Genomic DNA, 24,363 nt, shown 5'->3' with positions numbered 1-24,363 from the left:
AAAGAAGCCATCACATTGATGGCTTCTTTCTTTTTTGGAACAGATAAATCTGAAAGGCGGCAGTCACTGCAAATTGCTGCGCTTGCTCAAGTACTTTACGTCGTTCAGGATTCGCCTTATAAGCATAAGGCGTCATCGCAATTAAATTCTTTAAAGCCGCTTGATCTAGCTCCATTGGCGCTTCAACAATTTGTGCTTGCTTCAACTCAAACTGAGCCTCTAGCTGCTCTACAAATTTTTGAGGTTCATGCAAATTTACTTGCTCAAATAACGCTTCGCGCAAATCATAGAGATGTCTTGGTGCAGGCGTCACGACAAGTAAAAAGCCTTCATCACCCAATACTCTCACTATTTCTTCTTGTGGAATCGGGCTAAATAGGCTGGTACAAATATCAATGCAATGATCTTGAACGGGCAAGGTTGCACCCGTTCCCACCACCCATATCACATCTGCATTTAACTTTGCAGCGCGCTGTACGGCTGTTTTGGCAATATCGACACCAATACACTGCTGGGTATGCGCTTGCATGGCACTGGTGTAATAGCCCTCACCACAACCAATATCTAAAACTGCTTTTGGTTTAAGTTGCTGTAGCAGCTCAACCACAGCTTGCTGTAAAGGCTGATAAAACCCTGCTTGCAAAAACTCACGGCGTGCCAGTACCGACTCAGGTGTATCTCCGGGTGACTTACTATGTTTATGCTGCACCACATGTAAATTGACATAGCCTTGCTTGGCTACATCATAATGATGCCCTTTTTCACATCGCCAAGAATTTTCAACCAAATTCAAGGATTGGCGACAAACAGGACACATCAACAAACTCATCTATTTTCTCCAAACATAAAAAAAGCTGGTCTTCACCAGCTTCTTTCTTGAATCATGGTTTAACGTAATTTTAGCGTCATTAAGCCAAGTACAACCAGGAAAATGGTAATAATCCAAAAACGGATGACGACTTGGGTTTCTTTCCAGCCCTGCTTTTCATAATGATGATGCAAAGGTGCCATCAAGAAAACACGCTTATTACGCATCCGCAATGAACCGATCTGCAAGAACACCGACACCGCTTCCATCACGAATACCCCACCCATAATGGCAAATACGATTTCCTGACGCACCATCACCGCAATGGTACCGAGCATTGCACCAAGTGCCAATGCACCGACATCACCCATAAATACTTGCGCTGGATGGGCATTGTACCAAAGGAAGGCCAAACCAGCACCGATCATTGCCGAACAGATCACCACCAATTCAGAGGTATATTTCACATACGGAATATGCAAATAATTGGCAAAACGAATATCACCCGATAAATAAGCAAATACACCTAAACCTGCCGCGACCATAACAATTGGCATAATTGCCAAACCGTCTAAGCCATCGGTCAAGTTAACCGCATTCGATGCACCATTAATCACCAAGTAAGTGAATGCAATAAAGGCTAAACCCAATGGCACAGCTGAAAGCGGAATGGAAAGATTCTTGAAGAATGGGATCAGCAAATCCAGCATATCTGCCGTATGCTCGACACTGTCTTGTTGTTTCGCAATTACATATAAGGCAATACCTGCACCCAAAGACGCCACCGAAGTCCAGAAGAACTTCTTACGTGCTGGCAAACCTGCATTGTCTTTGTAACGAACTTTAATCCAGTCATCTGCCCAACCGACAGCACCAAATACCACCATGACACCCAGTACAATCCAAACATATGGGTTAGATAAATCTGCCCACAGCAATGTACTAATCCCAATGGAGAGCAAAATGAGAATCCCGCCCATGGTTGGGGTTCCCATTTTTTTGGCATGGTTTTCAGGTGCAAAAGAACTCACTGCCTGACCATATTTTAATGCTTGTAATTTACGAATCATGACTGGGCCTAAAACCAGTCCGATCGTCAAGGCCGTCAGTAAGCTCAACAAAGAGCGCAATGTTAAATAACGAACAACTTGAAACGAACTGTTATAGTCCGCCAATTGCTCAAATAACCATAACAACATTTAAATTTTCTCCATCAAGTCAGCCATCAACGTTTCCATATGGGTATAACGAGACCCTTTGAATAGGAAACTCATTGACTGGGGTTGATGTGTTTGGACTAAATTAATTAAAAACGGTAATGCTTCTGCCTGTGTTGCAAACGCATGTAACTTTTCTGAATGGGATGAACCTTGTTGTGCTGCTGCAGCAAATTCACCAACCACCACCAGATGCTCTAGCGGCAATGATGCTAAGTCTCGTCCGAGATCATGATGCTCTTGCCAACTGCTTTCACCCAGCTCCCCAATATCTCCCATCACCATGATTTTTAAACCTTGCTGCTGCAACAGAACCTGTGCTGCTGCGCGCATTGAGGTTGGATTCGCATTATAGGTATCATCAATAAATAAGTGATGTTGCTGTTGAATAAAGTTCAGACGGCCTTTGGCGCCTTGTGCTTGCTCTAAACCTTGTACAATATCATCCAGTGCAATGCCAATCGCTAAAGCGAATGCGGTCGCTGCTGCTGCATTCTGTACATTATGCGCACCTGCAAAGGGTAGGTTTACCGCACGACTACCTTGTGGTGTGTGTAAATTAAATTGTGCTGATTGAGGATGCAATTGCACATCTGTCGCAAAAACATCACCACCCTCACCAAAACTCAGAATCGAATGGGCCTGAGCATTTTCACGAATAGTTGCTGCATAATCATCTTGCGCAGGAACGATTGCCGTGCCTTGAGGCAAAATATGCGCATAGATTTCTGATTTAGCACGACAAATGCCTTCACGCCCACCAAATTCACCTAAATGTGCTGTACCAATATTCAAGATCCCTGCCACATGCGGCTGCACCAAATTCGAGGTGTAATCAATTTCACCTTGATGGCTAGCACCTAACTCCATCACAGCATATTGATGCGCTTGACGTAATTCAAGCAACATCATCGGGACACCAAGATCATTATTCAGGTTGCCACGGGTAATTAGGGTTGGTGCCAAACGAGATAAAATACTGCCCAGCATTTCTTTAGTCGTGGTTTTACCACTACTGCCCGTTAAGGCAATCACTTTCAACTGCGGGTTTTGTTGACGGCGATAAGCACCCAACTGCCCCAAAGCCAAACGCGTATCCTTGACGATCAGCTGTGCAATATCAGCATCGACAGGATGCTCAACGATCGCAATTTGACATCCTTGTGCAGCCACTTGTGCCACAAAGTTATGCGCATCAAATCGCTCACCTTTTAATGCAAGGAAAGCATCGCCTGCTTCTGCATGACGCGAATCCGTTAAAATACGTTTAATTTCACCTTGCGGAAGATTCTGCTGATGCCACTGCCCTTGTGTGGCTTGTTGTAATTGTTCTGCGGTCCAAGGTTGTAATGGAACAGTACTGGTTGTTGAAGTATGCATACGCTTTATTTACCTTTTAACCTTATTGCGCAGGATAGGCTGAATCGACAGGATGAGGCTGTGCATCTATCGCAGACTGCACCTCAACGACATCATCAAACCAATGACGAACCCCATCAATTTCCTGATAGTTTTCATGCCCTTTACCCGCAATCACCACAATATCACCTGCTTGGGCTTGTGCCACCACACATTTAATCGCTTCACGACGATCATGAATTTCATGCATCTCATGGTCTGCGAAGTTGATGTCTTGCTTCATATCCGCAAAGATCTGTTTAGGATTTTCAGTTCGCGGATTATCCGAAGTAAGCACAACGGGATTGGCATGATCAAGTGCAGCTTGGGTCATCAGCGGACGTTTACCACGGTCACGATCTCCGCCACAACCAAATACAGCCCATAACCGACCCGTGACATGACGTTTCAATGTGGTCAGTACTTGAATCAAGGCATCAGGTGTATGTGCATAATCGACAACAAACAAACGCTCAGCATCTTGAATCACCTGCATTCGCCCAGGCGCACCTTTGAGTTGTGGTACGAACTGAATCAAATCAGCCAAGTCAAAGCCTGCATACTCTGCTGCAATCAGACTTGCCAATAAATTTTCGACATTAAACTGTCCAAGCAATGGACTTTGTACTGGATAAGCACCTGTTGGGCTGATCAGGGTAAAACTTGCGCCACTTAAACGATATTGCAAATCTGCAATATGATAATCAGCCGTCGTTTGGGTTAAAGAATAAGTGAGAATCTTTGGCTGCGATGGATTTGCTTTTGCTGCACCCAACATAAGCTGTGCATGCGCATCATCCAAATTAATCACCACCGCTTTTAAAGTCGTGAATTTAAATAATAAGGCCTTGGCCTCAGCATAAGCGTCCAAAGTACCGTGATAATCTAGATGATCACGACTTAAATTACTGTACAACGCAATTTCAAGCTCACAGCCGTTCAGGCGCCCTTGCTCCAAACCATGTGAACTGGCTTCCAGTGCAACAAAACTCGCGCCTTGTTTAGCATAGTCATGTAACGCATGTTGTAGTTGCAGAGCATCCAAAGTGGTATGCGTAGATGGGGTTAAGTTTGGCAGAATACCGTTACCTGTCGTGCCCATCACTGCACAACCTTTGCCTTGTGAACTGATCAGCTCCGCAATCAGGCGTGAAATGGTGGTTTTTCCATTTGTTCCTGTCACAGCAATACCACGTAATGGCTGAACAGGATCAGCTGCTTGTAAATATTGCTGTTGCCATTCACCCATTTGATAACGGACATCAGCACAAACCCATTCGTTTGCGAGACCTAATTCAGTCTCACTGATCACAGCCAATGCGCCTGCATCCAATGCATTTTGCGCAAACTGGCGTGTTTTTTCAGGTTGACTATAGCTATTTAAAGCAATAAAAATTTGGCCAGCAGCAACTTTACGGCTATCTAGACTGAAGCCTTTAAATGGCTGTGTATACCAAGCCGCATCTATGCTGATCGGGTGTATCTGTTGAAAACGAATCGACATAATTTACCTACGGATTGGATTTTATAGAAGTATCAAGTGGCTTATCTAAAGGTACATTCAAAAGGCGTAAAGACTCTTGCATGATGCGCGCAAATACAGGCGCTGCAACCAGACCACCGTAATAACGACCTTGCGGGTTTTCAACCACGACGATCATGGCTAAACGCGGATCACTGATTGGTGCAACACCTGCAAATAAAGCACGATATTCACTGTTTGAGTACCCTTTACGGTCCGCACGTAATTTATGTGCTGTCCCTGTTTTACCCCCGACACGATACCCTGGAATCACGGCTTGTTTGGCGGTTCCGCCTGGCATGGTCACCTGTTCAAGCATGGTTAAGACTTGATCGGCAATTTTAGGACTTAATACCTGTGTACCTTCTGGTGCTTTGTCTAATTTACGCAAGCTTAATGGCATTTGCACGCCATGATTTGCCAACATGGCATAACCTTGTGCAACCTGCAAAATGGTCGCGTTCAAACCATAACCATAGGCCATGGTTCCCAACTGAGACGGATTAAGCTTATCACCTGAATAGAGCAAACCAGAACTTTCACCCGGGAATTTCACCGCTGAACGATGACCAAAACCAGCACGTCTAAAGAATGAAGGAACTGTATCTTTCGGTAGAGACAAGGCGATTTTTGCCGAGCCTACGTTTGAAGATTTGATAATCACCCCAGAAACGGTTAAAGCACCATAGTTATGCGTATCACGAATGGTATGCCAACCCAAACGCATCGAACCTGGGGAGGTGTTTACGATGGTATTCGGCGTGTATTTACCACTTTCTAGCGCAGCAGCCACGGTAAATGGCTTCATGGTCGAACCCGGCTCAAACATATCAATCGCGCCGCGGTTACGCATCGCATCTTTATTACTGAGACCGTTTTTATCGTTCGGGTTATAAGATGGCCAACTGGTCATCGCCAAAATTTCACCCGTTTTAACATCGACTGCAATCGCAGTTGCTGAACGCGCATTATTAGCAACGCCCGCAGCCGTCAATTCACGGTACATAATATATTGCAAACGTGAGTCGATACTCAGCGTAACATTTTCGCCCGATTCAACTTCTTTAATCACTTCTGAAACTTTGAGACGATTACCCTTTTTATCACGGATAATTTTCTGTTCACCGTCCATCCCTGACAACTGTTTATTCAGTTGCATTTCCAAACCTTCAATCCCCATCCCTTCACTGTTGGTCAAGCCAATAATTTGGGCATTGGGTTGAGGCTGCGGATAGTAGCGTTTATAGCTTTTCTCTGCATAAACGCCTTGGAAATTGCGCTTGGTAATTAGGTCAGCTTGTTGCGGTGGAATTTCTTTTTGCAAAACTAAATAACGTGAACGTGGACGAGCCTGCATTTGTTTCTTTAAATCTGCTCGATCTACACCAACGGCATCTGCCAGTTCATCTAGGTTCAAGTTTTTATCAGGCAATTGACGTTTTAATTTACGATTATTCGGGTCTTTTTTGAGTTCAGCTGTAATCTCGTCAAATTGTTGTTTGGTTTCCCAATAATCTCTTGGGTCCATCACAATTTTCATGATCGGCGTACTAATTGCCAAAGGTACACCATGACGGTCACTGATCACGCCACGCATCGCCTCTAGGCGTTCAGTTCTTAAAATATTGGCATTGGCCTTATTTTGCAAAAAGTCTTTATTGACCACTTGCACATAGAACGCACGGGCAATCAACACCACAAAACAAAGCAGCACCGTTCCCCAAAGCAGATAAAATCGCCACATATCCAAAGCAAGGGTCGGTCTTTCAGAAATAGACTGCTGTTTTTTTCGTATTGGTTTACTTCGCTTATCTGCCATACAGCATGCCTTATTTATCTTGCTTTGAAGTCATAGGTAAAGAAATCACGACCGTCTGCGTTGCTGGCGGTGAGAACATACGGAGTTGTGTGACTGCGCGAGAACCAATCTGGGCTGTTGCACCAAAGGTTTGCTGTTCAATCAATAAACGCCCCCATTCAGCGTTTAAATCATCTCTTTCACGCATATATGCACTCAAGTCACGATAATCATGGCGGTATTCAAATACTTGGAACACCACCATCATCGCACTTGTAAACACCAATGCAACGAGTACAGCATACACAACAACCTTTTTCAGTCCTTTTCTGCTGCTTGGTCTAACGTCGTCATCATTCTTGTTGTTCATTCTCAGCCTTTTTGCTCTAAACGCTCAGCCACACGTAGCCATGCACTACGCGAACGAGGATTTGCTTTTACTTCTGCTTCACTCGCACGAATACGAGAAACTTTCTTTAAACGTCGAGTATCAACCTGTGCTTGAGGCATGCCCCAGCCTGAATCTTCGGCCAAACTCGATTCTTTTTGAATAAACTGCTTGATTAAACGATCTTCCAAAGAATGAAAGCTAATCACTGCCAGTTGTGCAGTTGGTTTTAATAATGTGACAGCTTGCGGTAAAAATGTCTCGATATCATCGAGTTCTTTGTTAATGGCAATACGAATCGCTTGGAAAGTACGCGTTGCAGGATGCTTATGCTTTTCCCACTTTGGATGTGCGGTTTTAACCACTTCTGCCAGTTGGGCTGTCGTTGTCATTTCACCTGCCAGTTTAATGGCTTTGGCAATACGACGGCTATAACGTTCTTCGCCATATTGGTAAATAATGTTTGCTAATTTTTCTTCTTCAATCTGAAGCAACCACTCTGCTGCGGTCAAGCCTTGCGAATTGTCCATTCGCATATCCAATGGCCCGTTTTGCATAAAACTAAAACCACGCTCTGCTTGGTCCAATTGCGGTGATGACACACCTAAGTCAGCCATAATGCCATCGACTTCAGTCAGGCCAATTTGGGCAAGCTCAGCTTGAATATCCGCAAAACTGGCATGAATAATTTTAAATCGTGGATCTTCTTGTTCTAATTGTGCTGCAACTTCAAGAGCTTGTGGATCCTTATCGAAAGCGTAAACACGCGCATTTTGGTCGAGTTTTGAAAGTAATAGCTTGGTATGACCACCACGACCAAAGGTCGCATCGACAAAAACACCAGTATCGCGACCTGCCAATACGCCATCAACGGTTTCATGAAGTAAGACAGAAATATGCGACATAAGAAATGGATCAACAGCTGAAAATGTAACTGCACATTATCACCTTGTTTTATGTCAGCACCAAACGACTTTTTGTAGAGAATTCTTAACTTTTCATAGATAAAACCGTTTTCTTATCATTTTTCAGCCAACAAAAAAGCAAATACAGCGCGTATTTGCTTTTCTACTTTTTGTGCCAATCTAAATAAGAACTGAATTTATGGTTTTTCCGCATAAATCTGGTCAAAAATCGCACCATTCACAAAATGTGTTTTTTGCGCTTTTGCCCAACCACCAAATACATCATTAATCTTGAACAGTTTAATCTTTGGAAATTGCTGAGCGTATTTGGCAGCAACTTGTGGATTACGTGGACGGAAATAATATTTTGCTGCCAGATCTTGTCCTAGAGGCGAATACAAGAAATTTAAGTAACCACGTGCCAGCTGACGATTGCCATTTTTATCGACGGTTTTATCAACAATTGCCACTGACGGTTCGGCTAAAATCGAAATGGATGGATACACAATTTCAAATTTGTCTTTCCCTAAACCTTGAGTTGCCAATAACGCCTCATTTTCCCAAGACAACAGCACATCACCAATACCGCGTTCAGCAAAAGTGGTTAATGATCCACGCGCACCTGAGTCTAAGACTTTGACGTTTTGATAGAGCTTTTTCACCAATTCACGTGCCTTGGCGTCATTACCACCAGGTTGTTTCAACGCATAACCCCAAGCCGATAAATAAATCCAGCGTGGTGCACCACCTGTTTTTGGATTTGGTGTAATGATTTCAACACCCGTTTTTGTCAAATCATTCCAGTCACGAATATTTTTTGGATTACCTTTACGCACCAAGAACACCACAGTTGAGGTATAGGGTGCAGAGTTATCTTTGAATTGTTTTTGCCAATCTTTACGGATTAAACCTGCATTGGCAATTTCATCAATATCATTGGCCAATGCGAGCGTTACGACATCTGCCTGCAAGCCATCAATGACTGAACGTGCCTGTTTACCCGAGCCGCCATGTGACTGTTTAAAATCAACATCCTGTCCTGTTCTTTTTTTCCAGTACTGGCCGAATGCTTGATTATATTCTTGATAAAATTCACGTGTTGGATCATAAGACACGTTTAAAAAAGTGGTTGCTGCTTGCGCCACACCATTTAAGCCCAACGCCAACAATGCCGCTGCGATGACAGTTTTCATTATATTGTTTACTCATTTCGCCCCATTTGTCACCACTATATTTCTTTAAAAATATTTTACAATCATACAGTTATACCAATATATTTATTACTATTCTGTTTTTAAGATATAGCAATGGCCTGTATTTCCTGCATTAAAAGAATATCCAGCCTTTTATTTTTGTGGCAAAATGAGAAAAATTATCATTCTCCACTTTTTCTACACATTTACTTGCTAGATTCTAGTTGTATATAAAGTAGCCACAGTGCTATAAGTACACAACAGGATGTGTCAAATTTTTATATTTTTGTAAAAAGTGTGACATATATCAACTTTTGTATTAAGATTTATGTTTAAATCGTATTATTAAAGCAATAGTATAGTCGTTTGGTTAGTCTTGTAGACTCAATATCATGAAGGGGATGTGAGCAATGCGAGCATTAAATATGAAAAAAACACTAAGTTTAAGCCTATTTTTAGCATGTTCTGTTCAATTTGGACATGCGGCAGCAATTAAAGAAAGCAATAACATAAAAACGCTTGATAAATCTTCTTCAAGCCTGATTGTCAAAGCACTGGATCAACAAAAACGTAATACATCGATGTTGCCGTCAACAGATGATGAGTTAAAAATGTTGAATACGATTCGTACAACACCAACTCAGACCTTCTTTGCAAGCCAACATGAGCGTTTTTCTCGTTTCGTTCAAATCATATTCCAACCACACACTTCTTAATATTTTTTAAATATGTGCCCCTTCACATGTTTAAATCAAGCCTAGTCATGCCGTGACTAGGCTTTTTCGTTATAATAGTCTCAATTTTAATTTAAGCCCCGATCATTTATGAAAGTTCGTACCCGTATTGCGCCTTCTCCTACTGGTTTCCCTCATGTAGGTACTGCTTATATTGCGTTATTTAATTTATGTTTTGCCAAACAGCATGGCGGTGAATTTATTTTACGTATTGAAGATACGGATCAACTTCGTTCAACCCCAGAGTCTGAAAAAATGATTTTAGACTCTTTGCGCTGGTTAGGGTTGAATTGGTCTGAAGGTCCAGATGTCGGTGGTCCACATGCCCCTTATCGCCAATCTGAGCGTATGGGTATCTATAAGCAATATGCTTTAGAATTGGTTGAAAAAGGTCATGCTTTTTATTGTTTTGCAACCGCAAAAGAGCTTGATCAAATGCGTGCTGAACAACAAGCACGTGGCGAAACACCTAAATACGATGGTCGCGGCTTAAAATTATCTCCAGAAGAAGTACAACGTCGTCTCGCTGCGGGTGAACCTCACGTTATTCGTATGAAAGTGCCTGAAGAAGGCATTTGTAAAATTAATGACTTACTCCGTGGTGAAGTTGAGATTCCATGGGTACAAGTCGACATGCAAGTCCTGTTAAAAACAGATGGTTTACCAACCTATCACCTTGCAAACGTAGTAGATGACCACTTGATGGAAATCACTCACGTGTTACGTGGTGAAGAGTGGTTGCCATCCGCACCGAAGCATCAATTGCTTTATCAATACTTCGGTTGGGACATGCCAACCCTATGCCACATGCCATTGTTGCGTAATCCAGATAAATCAAAGCTGTCTAAACGTAAAAACCCGACCTCAATCAACTATTATCGCGACATCGGTGTATTGCCAGAAGCATTGTTGAACTACTTAGGTCGTATGGGTTGGTCAATGCCTGATGAGCGTGAAGTATTTACTCTACACGACATGATTGAAAACTTTGATGTGCAACGTGTTTCTCTTGGCGGTCCAATCTTTGATGTTGAAAAACTCAACTGGCTCAATGGTCAATGGATCAAAGGATTGACACCAGGGCAACTGTTAGACCGTTTATTGGCGTGGAAAAGTGACCGTCAAACACTTGAAGATATTGCTGCTGCGATTCAGCCACGTATCAACTTACTCTCTGAAGCAGTGAATTGGGCAGGTTTCTATTTCAATCACATGCCACAAATCGACAAAGCGCAATTTGAAAGCAAAAAACTGACGGAAGAACAAGTTCGTCAGAGCCTACAGTTTGCAATTTGGCGCTTAGAAAGTCAGTTCAGCTGGAATAATGACACGGTAAGTCAAACCTTGATGGACTTGGCCAATCAGATGGAAGTTAAACTTCGTGATTTCATGCCAGCCTTCTTTATTGCGATTGCAGGTTCAACCAGTTCAACACCTGTAATGCAATCGATGGTGACATTGGGTCCAGATTTGACCTTTGCACGCTTGCGTCATGCTTTAGAGATTGTGGGTGCACCAAGCAAGAAAGAACTGAAAGTTTGGGAAAAGCTAAATGAATCACTAAAACTGCCGAAAAATGATGCAAATAGTGAGACTTAATTCAGTTTAATGATTGACGTGTGGGCGCATTCCCCCTAAAATTGCGCTCACACAATCTGGGGGTCATAGCTCAGTTGGTAGAGCGCTACAATGGCATTGTAGAGGTCAGCAGTTCGATCCTGCTTGGCTCCACCAAACCTTATTTGTGTTGCCTCATCTGTCCCTATCGTCTAGAGGCCTAGGACATCGCCCTTTCACGGCGGTAACCGGGGTTCGAATCCCCGTAGGGACGCCAAATTTTGTTTATCTAATAATTATATTTTTCTCACAATCTTGCCTGAATCAGATTGCACATTTTCGAATTTTCCATAAAATAGCCGCTTCTCTATGCTTGGACAAATTGTCGTATGCAATCTTCCAACTCGAATACGCATTCAGAATCAAAAACTTTAAAACGTGCAATGAGCACTCGCCATTTAGTTATGCTTTCTTTAGGCGGTGCAATCGGTACAGGTTTATTTTTAGGTTCTGGTGAAGTTATCGCTCAAACTGGCCCTGTGGGTGCAATTATTGCCTATGTGTTAGGTGGTTTGATTGCCTATATGGTCATGCTCTGTTTAGGTGAACTTGCAGTACATATGCCTGTTGCTGGATCTTTTGGTGCATACGCTCAAAAATATATTGGTCCAGGCACGGGTTACATGATTTCTTGGGTCTATTGGCTCACATGGACTGCCACCCTAGGTACAGAATTCACCGCTGCCGCCTTGCTGATGCAGGAATGGTTCCCACATATTTCCATGTGGATCTGGACCATTATTTTTGCAGTCACCATTTTAGGGCTCAATCTTAGTTCAACACGTATGTTTGCTGAATCTGAGTTTTGGTTGGCCTTGGTTAAAGTAGTGACCGTGATTGCCTTCATTATTTTGGGCTTACTGGCTATTTTTGGACTCATTCCCTTCCAAGGTTATGAATCAGCACCACTATTCCATAACTTGACTGCACATGGTTGGTTCCCTCAAGGTTTAATTCCTATCTTTACCACCATGCTGATTGTTAACTTTGCCTTCTCTGGTACTGAGCTGATCGGTGTGGCGGCAGGTGAAACCAAAGACCCTGCTGAAAACGTACCTAAGGCGATTAATGCGGCCATCTGGCGTTTATTAATTTTCTTTGTGGGTACGATCATTGTGATTAGTGCACTGCTTCCTTTCCAAGCCGCAGGTTTGGGTACTGAAGGAGTGAGTAGCAGTCCGTTCGTTACAGTGTTTAATTATATTGGCATTCCTTATGCCGATGACATTATCCGTTTTGTGATTATTACGGCCTTGTTGTCCGCAGCAAACTCTGGTCTGTATGCTGCATCACGCATGATGTGGTCTCTGTCAGATCAGCGTCAGCTACCAAGTGTTTTCTCACGCTTGTCTAAAAGTGGAACACCGATTATTGCGCTTGTCGTGACGATGTTTGGTGCAATCCCAGGACTTTTATCAGAGCACTTTGCGCCTGAAACAATTTTCAAGAATTTATTGGGTATCGCTGCGTTCACCATGGTGATCGTGTGGATGAGCATCTGTTTAAGTCAGTTTAACTTTAGACGCCAGTGGTATAAAGCAGGCCATTCTGCAAAAGATTTGAAATTTGCTGCGCCACTTTATCCAATTGTCCCAATTCTCGGTTTCATCTTCTGTTTCATTACCGGTTTAAGTATGGCAGCAGATCCTGAGATGCAGGCTGGCTTTATTGGCTGTTTACTGTTTATTGCAGCCTGTTATTTAAGTCATTACGTGTTTTATCGTGATCGTAAATAATCAAATCCCATAAAAAATGCAGCTTAAGCTGCATTTTTTATGTCTGTAGAAATACCATTTATTTGGTGATTTTTTCGCTTAACTACTTATTTTTGATTATTTATTCTGCGATATGTTTTATTTTTAGACACTTATTCACTTTTTTTAAATTTTATTCAGAAAAGTGTTTGACACCCTATCTAATTCACCCTAATATACGCCCACCTCTGAAACGTCCCTATCGTCTAGAGGCCTAGGACATCGCCCTTTCACGGCGGTAACCGGGGTTCGAATCCCCGTAGGGACGCCACTAAATTCGAGGAAAAGCAAAGATTAATATTTTTGCCGAGAATTTAGGCCTAGCGGCACATGATATGTTTCATATCTTAGCCATAGGTAAATCTCCTCACGATAAGTCCCTATCGTCTAGAGGCCTAGGACATCGCCCTTTCACGGCGGTAACCGGGGTTCGAATCCCCGTAGGGACGCCAAATTCTAAAAAGCCACTGCATTGACAGTGGCTTTTTTATTGCCTATTCACTTCCAATTCCGACCTGAACTTCTAAACGGCCTGATTGTACTCTTAAACCTCGAATCTCAAATTGGTCCACCAGCTGTTGTACCAAATCACGACTTTCTTGCAGAATATTCAAACCTGGTAAAATACTAAAATCGGTCAGACTTAGAAGTTTATCCACCATCCAAGAACGATTATTAATGAAATCAATAAAGCCCGCTTCTTCCAGATCAATATACCAAAGACGGTGTCCTTCCTTTTGAATGCCCGGCACATCACGAATCAGATGATTAATCAGGAATGGAATCGGTAAGGAGTTAATCACCTCAAAACTGACATTACCCACCCGACGCGCGGCCCAGTTAGTTAAAGTACCGCCATGACGGATCTGTAAATCAAGATGCTCATCAACTTGGCGCAGACGCAAATACTTTTCCTGCCCGATACGGCACTCCAGCACATTGAATTCGAGCGAAAGCCGATACAGAAAACGACGGTAATGCCCATCTAACTCGATGTGAAAGCGATCATTACCACATTCAATTTTAATATCATCGATTTCAGAACGATCCATACGTTTTCGGATCTGATTATTGAGCAGCATTTCAGGTAAATATAAGGTGAGACTACTTTTCCCCAAAGATGCTCTTGCCATCGTCAAAGCGACTTGACGTGCTGCCTCACTGGTTTCTGACACCATGTCACGAACGGTATTGCGTACCCCTTCAACACCACGCTTGGTATGATGTGTCACATGATCTAAAGCATCGAGTGCCGCATCTGCCACACCCGCAATATTACGTGAAGTATCGCTGGCAAACTCAACTGCATCTTGAGCATGTTGCAATGTTTTATTGATCAGCCGACGTGATAATGATGGTTTTTCATCAGATGATGATTCATCTGCTGGCATAATATCGAACATCGCCTTTTTATCATCTTGTCGATTCAAGATGTTCTCCCTCTTCCCTTTCTTGCTGACTCATTTCATATGAGCGTCGATCTGCTTTCTGAACTTATTAGACGTTTTTCTGTAGATTAGCATGTCCCACACAGCAATTTGCGTATTTTTGTTGTGCAGTGCCAAATTATTTAGGTCTTCAAGTCGCCTCTTTCATTTCGAAATTCTAGCTCCTGATTCATCGATACAAGCTGTTGTTTATGCTCTGCGTGTACCGTTTGAATCTGACTCAAACGAATCGTTTTATAATGCTCCAAGGCAGATTCAAGCAGCTGTACTTTTTCTTGCCCAATGCCAAAATTTGACAATTCACGTAGTGCAACCCAAGCCGCTTGCATTCGATCAAATTCATTGCCTTGTTCTAGCTTGGTCTGCATCCACACTGATAAGTCTTGAGCACGGTTGCGTATTTCCAATTGCAAAGCGAATAATCGACTACTGAGCGCGACTTCTCTCCACTGCTTAAGCAAGTGATCGACTTGTTTGAATTGCTGCATCTGTTGCTGTACATAAGGATTCAAAAGCGCTTGATGGAACCATTTCGCAAAGGCCGTCATTTCCTGAACCACGATATCTCGCTGCGCATATAAAGCCGCTCGCTCTGGATGTTGTTTATTCAAGCGCACATCACCCAGATAAGCCATAAGACCTTGCTCTAAGATGATTTGAATTTGTCCCAACCGTAGCTCTGCTATTTGTGTCGATTTGGTCTGAACAAGTACATTGGTCAGCTCAACTTTTTGCTCAGGTTGTAACAAGACTTGCAGAGCCTCTGTATCGTGTTGCATTGCCCGCCAGAACTGTCCTAGCAAATATGCTATATCTCGTTGTTGTGAGCTAGCTTCAATCTGTAGCAGATGTTGTAACGCCTTTTGTAAACCTTCTGACTGCACTAAACATTCAACAATACTGGTTTCACTTAACAATTGCGGTGCGCTTGCAATCATGGCCTGACTAAAAGGGATATGCGATTGCTTGCCGCCCAGCATCCCATTGAGAGATTTCCCTAATGAATTTAATCCCCGTCCGACATCTGCCAAAATATTGGTTTCAATCGCTCGTGTTTTTAAAATGGATTCAGGCAATAACTGACTCGCAGCACGCTGTAATGTCTGATTATAATTTTTCTGATCAATAGGCTTTTGATAGTGAATCAATAGATTCATGGCATATTCAGCATCACTCACGTGCAGTTTATATTCAGGCCCATTTCGATTTAATAAACACTCAATATAGGCATAAAACGCAATTTCATTACGCTGAGTAGATTGCTGGGCTGCCCATTCGTACAACTCAATCGCTTGGGTATATTCTGTCGCACCCGCATATGCTTTGGCCAATGCAACTGCATGCTGTGCACTCGGATAGTGTTGTTGGAAATAGTTGAGTAGCTCAATTTTAGGTTGTTGATCTAGACAACCATCAAGTTGACGTAGATAACCATTGATTTGCTGCTGTGTGGGCTGTGTAACGATGAAATTGAGCCGGTACATTAAACATTGTTCATACCACGCATATTTACGCGCATGAAATTCATAAGCAGCAAGCAATTCATCTTCAATCAATTCAATCAGTGCGGTGGAGTAGAGAATATCGTCCTCATTCTCATGATTAAATTTCCATTGCTTGGGTAAGGAAACTTTAAATAACCGCAACAAGAAATGAGCACTCAGATCCGGGCTTTCCATGCTCACCAGCATCAACTTATCTTGAGTTGAAAGATGCTCTTTTCCTTTCTGTATGCGTGATAAACGCAATTTTAGAATCTTGGTGGGTAGCATGCGGTTCCTTTCGCACTATTGAGCCAGTTCATCTCGCAACTTAGCAGACTGAACATCCTTTTGCGAACAGCTTTAGACGAGCTGTAGCATGGCCCTCTACGTGATCATATACTTAGGCCTTAATATCTGTACAATGAAAATAATAAGTAAATTTATGTATTTGAAACGCTCAGGATTTTTGCTTTTACATAAATTTCGCTAAAATGGACAAAACAGAATAGGAATCCTCTATGCAATACCGTTGCCCGAAATGTCAAAGCGTGAAAATTATGCCTGCGAGTCAGGGTGCCAATAGTCCGCGCCCGAATGTGCCAAAAAGTTTAGTGCTTCTTGTTCCAGCTATTTTCATTTTATTGATCTTGGTCTTGATTAGTGTTGCGATGTGGATTTTTGGCAATGGTGCAGGTCAAGGTCTACAAATCGCGACCGTGGTGGTCTTTGTCATTTGCGTCATTGCAGGCGTTTTATTCTGGCGTGATCTGCCTGATTTTAAAATTTCAATGCAATCCTTTATGCAGGCACAAAAACATTGGAAATGCCGTGACTGCAACAACGAATGGCAGAATTAATCATTAGCCAGAATCCGTCGTTTTTTATTTTTAACAAATTAAAAAATAAATAGTTACAACGGAATCATGTTGAGGTCTCATCCTATTTTAGGATTAACCTTCGGTTTTGCCTACTTTTCTTTTGGGAAAAGCAGGCAAAACCATTGTCATCTAGAAAACCTGTTCACTTCTTGCATTTAAATATAAATATTGCAAAAACTATCCATTGCAAATTCTATTCAGGTTGTAGATGACTCTTCCAAGTTTCATATTTTATGCTAGGTTTAGGTCAATTATCCCTAAATGAAGATTCACATCAGCTTAATGCTGATGTGAAGGATCATGTTCCGATTCTTCATTATTTTGATGGGTATGCTGACAATTCATTTCTGCATCATCTTCAATTTGCAACGTCACCTCACCAATCTCATGCTCATGCGCCAACATATCAATTGCTGCACGATGTAGCTGATTACGATCCGCATTGGGTGCAAATAGATGTACCGTGAGATGAATATTCTTCGATGTGATCGCCCATACCTTCAATTGGTGGATACTCTCAACACCATCCAATGCCAGCAAATCATTGCGTAGTTTTTCAATATCAACTTCTTCTGGTACACCTTCCAACAAAATATTGATACTTTGTCTCAGCAAAATCCACGTTCTTGGTAAGACCCAGAAACCGATCGCAACCGCAAGAATGGTATCCACCCAGTACCAATTGGTGAAATAAATCACAATTGCACCAATGATCACACCGACCGAACCTAACGCATCGCTCAATACTTCGAGATAGGCTCCCTTCATATTCAGGCTTTCTGCTGCACTCGACATTAAAATCTTCATCGAAATCAAATTAATGATTAGACCTAATGAAGCCACGATCAGCATGCCAACACTTTGAATCTCAGGAGGCTGAGTAAAACGTTGATAGGCTTCGTAGAGAATATAGATTGCTACAAAGAATAGCATCGAGGCGTTAAATAATGCCGCTAGAATTTCAAAACGTTGATAACCAAAAGTACGCTTATTATCCGCAGGCCGTTTAGCGATTTTAATTGCAGCTAAGGCGATGGCTAAAGCAGCAGCATCGGTAAACATATGCGCAGCATCGGACAATAAGGCCAAACTTTGTGTAATTAAACCTGCGACGACTTCAACGATTAAAAATGTTGAGGTTAATACCAACGCAATCGTCAGTTTTTTTGCATTGCCTTCAGTAACGACTGCATGACTATGGTCATGCCCTTGATGTCCACTCATGTTGGACTCCTTATCTTGATAAAATAAGGCCTCTTTGTTACAGGCCTTATAGTCAGCCAAAGCTGGGATAGCTTTGGCTGGTTCAGGTTCTTCTTAATATAATGCTTGATTAAGAAGATAGCATAAATGGATTAAGTTGCGGTTTCCTGACTTTTCGCCTCTTTGCCTTCATTCATCCAACGATAAACTACGGGCAAGATCAACAAGGTCAGCAAGGTAGATGAAATAATCCCACCAATCACCACAGTCGCCAATGGACGCTGTACTTCCGCACCTGTTCCTGTGGCAATCGCCATCGGTATAAAGCCCAGTGATGCCACAAAAGCAGTCATTAACACGGGACGTAGTCGCAAGACTGCGCCATGCCATGTTGCATAATGAATATCAAATTGTTCTCTCAACTCTTTAATAAAACTCAGCATCACCAAACCGTTCAGTACCGCGACACCCGATAAGGCAATAAAGCCTACGCCTGCGGACATCGACAATGGAATATCGCGAAGCCACAGTGCAACCAAACCACCAGACAAGGCGAAAGGCACGCCACTAAACACCAATAAACTTTCTTTAAAATTATTAAAGACCGCCATTAATAGAACGAAGATCATCAACAATGCCAATGGCACAACAATTTGCATTCTGGCTTTTGCTGAAGCCAGATTTTCAAACTGACCACCATAACCGAGCCAATAACCGCTTGGTAATTTTTGCTGTGCAAGTTTCTGCTGCATCTCACCCACGAATGAGCCCAAATCACGATCTCGAACGTTGGTGGTCACCACAACACGGCGCTTACCATTTTCACGACTGAGTTGTGCCAGACCTAAGATATTTTCAACCTTCGCCACATCTTGCAGTTTGATCAGACCACCATTCGGTAGCTGAATCGGCAACATCGCCAATTGCTGTGGGGTACGCATGACGTCATCGAGACGCACCACAAAATCGAAGCGACGGTCACCCTGTAAAATCTGCCCAACACTTTGTCCACCGATACTCGCTGCGACCAAATCTTGAATGGATTTCACGGATAAACCATATTGCGCTGCTAATGCATGATCAATATCAACATTGAGTAAAGGTAAGCCATCCGTTTGCTCGACCTTCACTTCACTTGAGCCTGTGATGGTTCGCAACGTTTGGGCAACTTTTTCTGCTTCTTGGTTCAATACCTGCATATCATCACCAAAAATTTTCACCCCAATATCACTACGCACCCCTGAAATCAGTTCGTTAAAACGTAATTCAATCGGTTGAGAAAACTCACTATTGTTACCTGGAATTTTCTCAACATAGGCCAACATTTTAGTCCGCAACTCGTCTATGGTTTCCGACTTATCTGGCCATTGATCACGTGGCTTTAACAGCACGATTGCATCAGAAATATTGGGTGGCATCACATCAGTTGCCACTTCTGCCGTTCCTGTACGTGCAAAAATTGCCTTGATTTCAGGAAACTCTGCAAGTAACTGCTTCTCAACACTTTCCTGAATCTTGAGCGATTCCTCAATCCCTGTACTCGGTGCACGCATCAATTGTAAAGCAAAGTCTCCTTCACTCAGTTGCGGCGCAAACTCACTTCCCACACGAGAACCAATCGCAGCCGTGAGGATCAAAATGGTCACTGCACCAGCCACCACCACATAACGAAAGGCATAAGCTTTATCCAGCAAAGCTTCATAATTGCGTTTTAATGCAGCCATCCAGCGACTTTCTTTTTCTTTTACCTCACCCGTGACAAATAAAGCCACTGCGGCAGGCACAAAAGTCACTGATAAAATAATGGCCCCGATTAATGCCAATACCACGGTCATGGCCATTGGATGGAACATCTTCGCTTCCACACCTGCCAGTGCAAAAATTGGCAAATACACCACCATAATGATGATTTGTCCAAAGATCAGCGGGCGTCTCGCCTGCTTCGCTGCCAAGAATACTTCGGTAAAGCGTTCAGAACGCGTCAATAATCGCCCTTTATGATGCTGCGCCTCTGCCAACCGTCGAATACAGTTTTCGACAATCACCACCGCACCATCGACGATAATCCCGAAATCCAGTGCGCCCAAACTCATCAAGTTGGCACTAATTTTCTGTTCAGCCATACCTGTCAGCGTAAACAGCATCGACAAGGGAATAATACAGGCGGTAATCAGTGCCGCACGGAAGTTACCCAAGAACACAAACAGAATCACAATCACCAGGATTGCACCTTCAATTAAGTTCTTGGCAACGGTCTTAATGGCTTTATCGACCAAATTACTGCGGTTATACACTGTTTCGATCACCACCCCTTCAGGCAATGAACGTTTGATTTCCTGCATTTTGATATCTAATGCTTGGGCAATCGATTTACTGTTCTCGCCCATCATCATCATGGCGATCCCGAGTACAGTTTCTTCACCGTTATAGGTCGCACCACCTGTTCTTAGGTCATGCCCAATCGAAACCGTTGCGACATCGGCGACACGAATGGGTAAACCATTTTTAGTACTGACCGTGACATTTTCAATGTCCTGTACCGTCTTCAACATGCCCGGAATACGAACAGTGAGTTGTTGACCATTTTCTTCAATAAAACCTGCACCGCGGTTTTCATTATTTTCAGTCAACACCGTTTGCAGGTCAGTTAAAGGAATTTGTAGCTGTTGCAAACGTTTTAAATCTGGAGAAACCACATAAGTTTTGTTGTAACCACCAATGGTATTAATTTCAGCAACACCAGGCACGCGTTGTAATTGAGGACGAATAATCCAGTCCTGAATTTCACGCAGGTCCATGGCTTGATAAGGGGTACCATCTGCTTTTTTTGCATTCGGCTCAGCTTTGACCACCCATTGATAAATCTCTCCTAAACCCGTTGAGATCGGTGACATTTGTGGTTCGATGTCATCAGGCAAGGCACTTTTTGCCTCTTGTAAACGCTGATTGATCAGCTGACGCGCCCAATAGATATCTGTGCCATCTTTAAAAATCACCGTGACCTGAGATAAACCATAACGGGAAATCGAACGCGTCTGCTCCAAGTTTGGAATACCCGACATGGCATTTTCAATCGGATAGGTAATCCGTTGCTCAACCTCTGGCGCAGTAAATCCACCAGCCTGACTGTTAATTTGTACTTGAACGTTGGTAATGTCGGGAACAGCATCGATTGAAAGCTTTTGATAGCTATAAATCCCGACGCCAATCCATGCCACCACAAACAGCATGACCCAAATCGCATTACGAATGGAAAATTGAATAATACGGTCAAAGAGGCCTTCCGCAGGTGGAAGCCCCAAATTATCTTTAGTGTCCATGCTCAGCCTCTCCTTTCTCAATCTCAGATTTCAAAAGGAAACTGCCCTGACTGACATATTGCTGTTTTTCAGTCAAGCCTGATTGAATTTCGACCCACAGTCCATCACTTGAGTAATTACCGAGCTGTACTGGCGTTGGGGTGAAATGCAATTTATCTTTTTCTTGCTTGGCCACAAAAACTGTTGCTTTGCCCTCGATCTGCTGAATCGCAGCTTTGGCAACACGCAGGACCGGCTTTTTATCCGCACCATTCAATAGCACATTGACCATCAAATTAGGTCGTAGTTCTTTGGCAGGGGTCAGGACTTTGGCACGAACTTGCAAACGACCCGTTTGTGTATCTGCAGCTGTGGTTAAAGTCTGAATTTGTGCTTTAAAGGTATTGCTGGTTTGCAGAGATTTAAACTCGATCTGCTGATTTGGCTGTACATTGATGTTATTGACGCTTGGTAAAATAAACTCAATCCAAAGCTGGTCTAATTGATCAATCACAAATAATTGCTTATCTGGAGTAATCTGCTCCCCCACCACAATATCTTTCAGGCTGACGACACCACTTAATGGCGCGGTCAACACATAACGTCCCTGACTTCCACTGGATGCGCCCAAAGCAGATAAACGACTACGTGCTGCTTGTACCTGAATCTGGGCTTGGCGATAAGCATTATAAGCACGTTGATAGTCCTGACGGGCTGAAACGCCTTGTTCCCAAAGTTGCTTTTCACGTTGATAATCTTGCTGAGCAAGTGTTAACGCCTCTTGAGCAATACTTAAATTGGCTTGCTGATCTACCAGATCTGGAATAAACAAAGTGGCTAAAACCTGCCCTTTCTTCACTTGTTCGCCAAGTGCAGCATTGACACTTTCCACACGCCCAGCAAAAGTTGCCGAAACATGGGCTTGCTGATCGGTATTGGTTACCAATTTCGCAGGATAGGCATATTGCTGCCCTACCTCTCCGACACCGACCTGAGCCAGTTTAACGCCATATTCCGTCATTTGTTTTGGGGTCAGGTTTAAGCTGCCTTCCTCAGTTTCATCAGCATGTCCAGCTTCACCTTCTGTATGACCTTCTTCGCCTTCGGCATGACCATCCTCCTTTGAAGCTGTTGCATCATCACCCGCTTTGTTCTTGCCAGTAAAAAATAATAATGCGCTGAGGACTAAGCCTACAACCACAACCAGAATGACCCAAAACCACTGTTTCTTAGATTTATTAGTCGACATTATTCTGCTCCTACAACAGCGGGAAGGTTATTGGTATCTTTCCAAAGGGTCTGATTGATTTGATTTAATGCATCACTTGAACTGACGACACCCGGCTCAATACCCAGTGCCAAGCTCTCTGCCTCAATCTGTTTTTGCCATGCGCTTTTGAGCAACTGCACTTTATTTAAACGTTGATCCTGCAATTGCATCGTGGCTTGCTGCACATCGGTAATTGCATATTTACCCACTTTGAAACCCAGCAGCATCTTTTCCTGTACGGTTTCAGACAATGGAATTTGTCGCTGATTGACCAGATCAAACTGTTGCTTTAGACCCGACAACTCTGCGCTTAACGTCTGAATTGCATTTAAGTTTTGTTGCTTATAAAACTGTTGCTGCTTGACCAGTAAATCTTGTTTGGCATTGGCAATACGCAATGAATACTGCTGACGATTGAAAATATTTAACGGAATATCAATCCCTACTCTGAATTTGTTATCAGTTGAATTGGTTTCCGCACTTTTACTTTGTACCATCCCTAAATTAAGGGTTGGATTCGGGCGGTTGGATACTCTCAAATAATCAATATTCGCTTTTTGCCGCACGATATCGAGTTGAATTGCCCGCTCAAATAGATTGTTCTGCAAATAGCTTTGCAAATCTTTTTGTTGCGGCCAGACATTGCTCGCTTGGGCAGAGAATCGATTGTCGGTACTGCCCCATAAATTCGCCAGTTGGCGCTTTGCTGTGGCCAAAGCCAGTTCGGTTTGTTGAAATAAACGCTGATTTTCAATATGTGCCATCAGGGTACGGTCTAAATCAACCTGTGCAATACTCCCTGCTTGCAGTCTTAAACGCGTTGCATCTAAAGTTGCCTGACTGGTTTTTAACTGTGCCTGAACAACATCATGCTCTAGCTCCAAAACCACGACTTGTGACCACAGATATTTAACTGCTAACTCAAGTTGAGCATCGTATAACTCTTGATTAAGACCCACTTGGGAAGCTTGCACATCAGCGAGTTTCACCGCTGCGCGACGTTCACCAAAAACATCCAACTTCTGTGAAAGGCCAAACTCTAATTCCTTGTCTTTACCTGATCTGAAATCCGTTTGTTGAATCGAAATACTGGGGTTTGCCCATAAACGTGCTTGTTTAACATTGGCTTCAGCAATGCCTTGCTGAGTTTGCCAAACGCCCATACTTGCCTGATGCTGTTTCACATCTCGCAGGATTTGTTCAAAATTCAGATTTTTCTGCACAGCCTGAGTCGAAGAATGATTCACATCGAGCAAAGACTCTGCTGTTGCAGACTGACTAAAAATCACAGCCGTTAACGTAATCGCTAAGACTGACCATTTTAATGCCAATGAAGGCGCACCATGTTCTACTGCATTTTTATGCAATGCATCGGTACGCTGATTTAGATTTAAAGACATATAAAGCCCCGCAAATAATAAGGTTGCGGTGGGCTATTTTTCGGCTA

Annotated in this window: 18 protein-coding genes and 4 tRNA genes; 8 read left to right on the top strand and 14 right to left on the bottom strand. The window is 43.0% G+C overall.

Annotation, left to right across the window (positions count from 1 at the left end; genetic code table 11):
• Positions 1–10: 10 nt before the first annotated feature.
• The 8 genes from MMO42_RS06375 to MMO42_RS06340 form a co-directional block, all read right to left on the bottom strand.
• A complete protein-coding gene (locus MMO42_RS06375) occupies positions 11–829 on the bottom strand; it encodes a putative RNA methyltransferase (RefSeq protein ID WP_241319758.1) in 819 nt (272 codons plus the stop codon).
• 59 nt (positions 830–888) lie between these two features.
• A complete protein-coding gene (gene mraY / locus MMO42_RS06370; RefSeq protein ID WP_005297383.1) occupies positions 889–2,007 on the bottom strand; it encodes a phospho-N-acetylmuramoyl-pentapeptide-transferase in 1,119 nt (372 codons plus the stop codon).
• Positions 2,008–3,405 carry a UDP-N-acetylmuramoyl-tripeptide--D-alanyl-D-alanine ligase gene (gene murF / locus MMO42_RS06365; RefSeq protein WP_241319757.1) on the bottom strand — a complete coding sequence of 466 codons (1,398 nt, stop codon included), beginning with the start codon at positions 3,403–3,405 and terminating at the stop codon, positions 2,008–2,010.
• Between the two features lie 22 nt (positions 3,406–3,427).
• Positions 3,428–4,927, bottom strand: a complete 1,500-nt coding sequence (locus MMO42_RS06360) for a UDP-N-acetylmuramoyl-L-alanyl-D-glutamate--2,6-diaminopimelate ligase (RefSeq protein WP_241319756.1) — start codon at positions 4,925–4,927, stop codon at positions 3,428–3,430.
• A gap of 7 nt (positions 4,928–4,934) precedes the next feature.
• Positions 4,935–6,764, bottom strand: coding sequence for a penicillin-binding protein PBP3 (gene ftsI, locus MMO42_RS06355; protein ID WP_005297386.1), 1,830 nt, complete (start codon positions 6,762–6,764; stop codon positions 4,935–4,937).
• 10 nt (positions 6,765–6,774) lie between these two features.
• Positions 6,775–7,113 carry a cell division protein FtsL gene (locus tag MMO42_RS06350; RefSeq protein WP_005297388.1) on the bottom strand — a complete coding sequence of 113 codons (339 nt, stop codon included), beginning with the start codon at positions 7,111–7,113 and terminating at the stop codon, positions 6,775–6,777.
• Between the two features lie 2 nt (positions 7,114–7,115).
• On the bottom strand, positions 7,116–8,036 hold the full coding sequence (rsmH, locus tag MMO42_RS06345; RefSeq protein WP_241319755.1) for a 16S rRNA (cytosine(1402)-N(4))-methyltransferase RsmH: 921 nt from the start codon (positions 8,034–8,036) through the stop codon (positions 7,116–7,118).
• 197 nt (positions 8,037–8,233) lie between these two features.
• Complete coding sequence (locus tag MMO42_RS06340) at positions 8,234–9,229, bottom strand: sulfate ABC transporter substrate-binding protein (RefSeq protein ID WP_005297390.1); 996 nt, start codon at positions 9,227–9,229, stop codon at positions 8,234–8,236.
• A 410-nt stretch (positions 9,230–9,639) separates the two neighbouring features.
• Here MMO42_RS06340 and MMO42_RS06335 point away from each other — a divergent pair, with 410 nt between their 5' ends.
• The 7 genes from MMO42_RS06335 (at position 9,640) to MMO42_RS06305 (ending at position 13,786) form a co-directional block, all read left to right on the top strand.
• Positions 9,640–9,945 carry a DUF4179 domain-containing protein gene (locus tag MMO42_RS06335; RefSeq protein ID WP_241319754.1) on the top strand — a complete coding sequence of 102 codons (306 nt, stop codon included), beginning with the start codon at positions 9,640–9,642 and terminating at the stop codon, positions 9,943–9,945.
• Positions 9,946–10,053: 108 nt separating this feature from the next.
• Complete coding sequence (gene gltX, locus MMO42_RS06330; protein WP_241319753.1) at positions 10,054–11,562, top strand: glutamate--tRNA ligase; 1,509 nt, start codon at positions 10,054–10,056, stop codon at positions 11,560–11,562.
• Between the two features lie 59 nt (positions 11,563–11,621).
• A tRNA-Ala gene (locus MMO42_RS06325) sits at positions 11,622–11,697 on the top strand.
• 24 nt (positions 11,698–11,721) lie between these two features.
• Positions 11,722–11,797 (top strand) — tRNA-Glu (locus MMO42_RS06320).
• Positions 11,798–11,909: 112 nt separating this feature from the next.
• Positions 11,910–13,316 (top strand): amino acid permease, encoded by a 1,407-nt coding sequence (locus tag MMO42_RS06315; protein ID WP_005147382.1) that lies wholly within the window; start codon positions 11,910–11,912, stop codon positions 13,314–13,316.
• Between the two features lie 213 nt (positions 13,317–13,529).
• A tRNA-Glu gene (locus tag MMO42_RS06310) sits at positions 13,530–13,605 on the top strand.
• Positions 13,606–13,710: 105 nt separating this feature from the next.
• Positions 13,711–13,786 (top strand) — tRNA-Glu (locus MMO42_RS06305).
• A 42-nt stretch (positions 13,787–13,828) separates the two neighbouring features.
• Here the strand turns inward: MMO42_RS06305 and MMO42_RS06300 are convergent.
• Both MMO42_RS06300 and MMO42_RS06295 read right to left on the bottom strand, forming a co-directional pair.
• The gene (locus tag MMO42_RS06300) at positions 13,829–14,737 is read right to left on the bottom strand and encodes a hypothetical protein (protein ID WP_228129393.1); all 909 of its coding nucleotides are present in this window, start codon (positions 14,735–14,737) and stop codon (positions 13,829–13,831) included.
• A gap of 167 nt (positions 14,738–14,904) precedes the next feature.
• Positions 14,905–16,554, bottom strand: a complete 1,650-nt coding sequence (locus MMO42_RS06295) for a hypothetical protein (RefSeq protein WP_241319752.1) — start codon at positions 16,552–16,554, stop codon at positions 14,905–14,907.
• 230 nt (positions 16,555–16,784) lie between these two features.
• Between MMO42_RS06295 and MMO42_RS06290 the strand changes: the two genes are divergently transcribed.
• Positions 16,785–17,123, top strand: coding sequence for a hypothetical protein (locus tag MMO42_RS06290; protein WP_005185581.1), 339 nt, complete (start codon positions 16,785–16,787; stop codon positions 17,121–17,123).
• Between the two features lie 300 nt (positions 17,124–17,423).
• On the opposite strand, the gene MMO42_RS06285 is transcribed toward MMO42_RS06290, so the two are convergent.
• The 4 genes from MMO42_RS06285 to MMO42_RS06270 form a co-directional block, all read right to left on the bottom strand.
• On the bottom strand, positions 17,424–18,368 hold the full coding sequence (locus MMO42_RS06285) for a cation diffusion facilitator family transporter (protein ID WP_241319751.1): 945 nt from the start codon (positions 18,366–18,368) through the stop codon (positions 17,424–17,426).
• A 131-nt stretch (positions 18,369–18,499) separates the two neighbouring features.
• Positions 18,500–21,667, bottom strand: a complete 3,168-nt coding sequence (locus MMO42_RS06280; protein ID WP_241319750.1) for a CusA/CzcA family heavy metal efflux RND transporter — start codon at positions 21,665–21,667, stop codon at positions 18,500–18,502.
• A complete protein-coding gene (locus MMO42_RS06275; protein WP_241319749.1) occupies positions 21,657–22,895 on the bottom strand; it encodes an efflux RND transporter periplasmic adaptor subunit in 1,239 nt (412 codons plus the stop codon). The genes MMO42_RS06280 and MMO42_RS06275 overlap by 11 nt, the downstream gene beginning before the upstream one ends.
• On the bottom strand, positions 22,895–24,316 hold the full coding sequence (locus tag MMO42_RS06270) for a TolC family protein (RefSeq protein ID WP_241319748.1): 1,422 nt from the start codon (positions 24,314–24,316) through the stop codon (positions 22,895–22,897). The genes MMO42_RS06275 and MMO42_RS06270 overlap by 1 nt, the downstream gene beginning before the upstream one ends.
• Positions 24,317–24,363: the final 47 nt, after the last annotated feature.

Source organism: Acinetobacter sp. ANC 3882 (assembly GCF_022549545.1).
GTDB lineage: Bacteria > Pseudomonadota > Gammaproteobacteria > Pseudomonadales > Moraxellaceae > Acinetobacter.
The sequence above is the reverse complement of the archived record's forward strand: the minus strand, read 5'-3'. Positions and strand labels throughout refer to the sequence as shown.

Bases quoted from the DNA above. Each gene is read 5' to 3' on its own strand.
- MMO42_RS06375 (WP_241319758.1), bottom strand. From the start codon at position 829: ATGAGTTTGTTGATGTGTCCTGTTTGTCGCCAATCCTTGAATTTGGTT.
- mraY (WP_005297383.1), bottom strand. From the start codon at position 2,007: ATGTTGTTATGGTTATTTGAGCAATTGGCGGACTATAACAGTTCGTTT.
- murF (WP_241319757.1), bottom strand. From the start codon at position 3,405: ATGCATACTTCAACAACCAGTACTGTTCCATTACAACCTTGGACCGCA.
- MMO42_RS06360 (WP_241319756.1), bottom strand. From the start codon at position 4,927: ATGTCGATTCGTTTTCAACAGATACACCCGATCAGCATAGATGCGGCT.
- ftsI (WP_005297386.1), bottom strand. From the start codon at position 6,764: ATGGCAGATAAGCGAAGTAAACCAATACGAAAAAAACAGCAGTCTATT.
- MMO42_RS06350 (WP_005297388.1), bottom strand. From the start codon at position 7,113: ATGAACAACAAGAATGATGACGACGTTAGACCAAGCAGCAGAAAAGGA.
- rsmH (WP_241319755.1), bottom strand. From the start codon at position 8,036: ATGTCGCATATTTCTGTCTTACTTCATGAAACCGTTGATGGCGTATTG.
- MMO42_RS06340 (WP_005297390.1), bottom strand. From the start codon at position 9,229: ATGAAAACTGTCATCGCAGCGGCATTGTTGGCGTTGGGCTTAAATGGT.
- MMO42_RS06335 (WP_241319754.1), top strand. From the start codon at position 9,640: ATGCGAGCATTAAATATGAAAAAAACACTAAGTTTAAGCCTATTTTTA.
- gltX (WP_241319753.1), top strand. From the start codon at position 10,054: ATGAAAGTTCGTACCCGTATTGCGCCTTCTCCTACTGGTTTCCCTCAT.
- MMO42_RS06315 (WP_005147382.1), top strand. From the start codon at position 11,910: ATGCAATCTTCCAACTCGAATACGCATTCAGAATCAAAAACTTTAAAA.
- MMO42_RS06300 (WP_228129393.1), bottom strand. From the start codon at position 14,737: ATGTTCGATATTATGCCAGCAGATGAATCATCATCTGATGAAAAACCA.
- MMO42_RS06295 (WP_241319752.1), bottom strand. From the start codon at position 16,554: ATGCTACCCACCAAGATTCTAAAATTGCGTTTATCACGCATACAGAAA.
- MMO42_RS06290 (WP_005185581.1), top strand. From the start codon at position 16,785: ATGCAATACCGTTGCCCGAAATGTCAAAGCGTGAAAATTATGCCTGCG.
- MMO42_RS06285 (WP_241319751.1), bottom strand. From the start codon at position 18,368: ATGAGTGGACATCAAGGGCATGACCATAGTCATGCAGTCGTTACTGAA.
- MMO42_RS06280 (WP_241319750.1), bottom strand. From the start codon at position 21,667: ATGGACACTAAAGATAATTTGGGGCTTCCACCTGCGGAAGGCCTCTTT.
- MMO42_RS06275 (WP_241319749.1), bottom strand. From the start codon at position 22,895: ATGTCGACTAATAAATCTAAGAAACAGTGGTTTTGGGTCATTCTGGTT.
- MMO42_RS06270 (WP_241319748.1), bottom strand. From the start codon at position 24,316: ATGTCTTTAAATCTAAATCAGCGTACCGATGCATTGCATAAAAATGCA.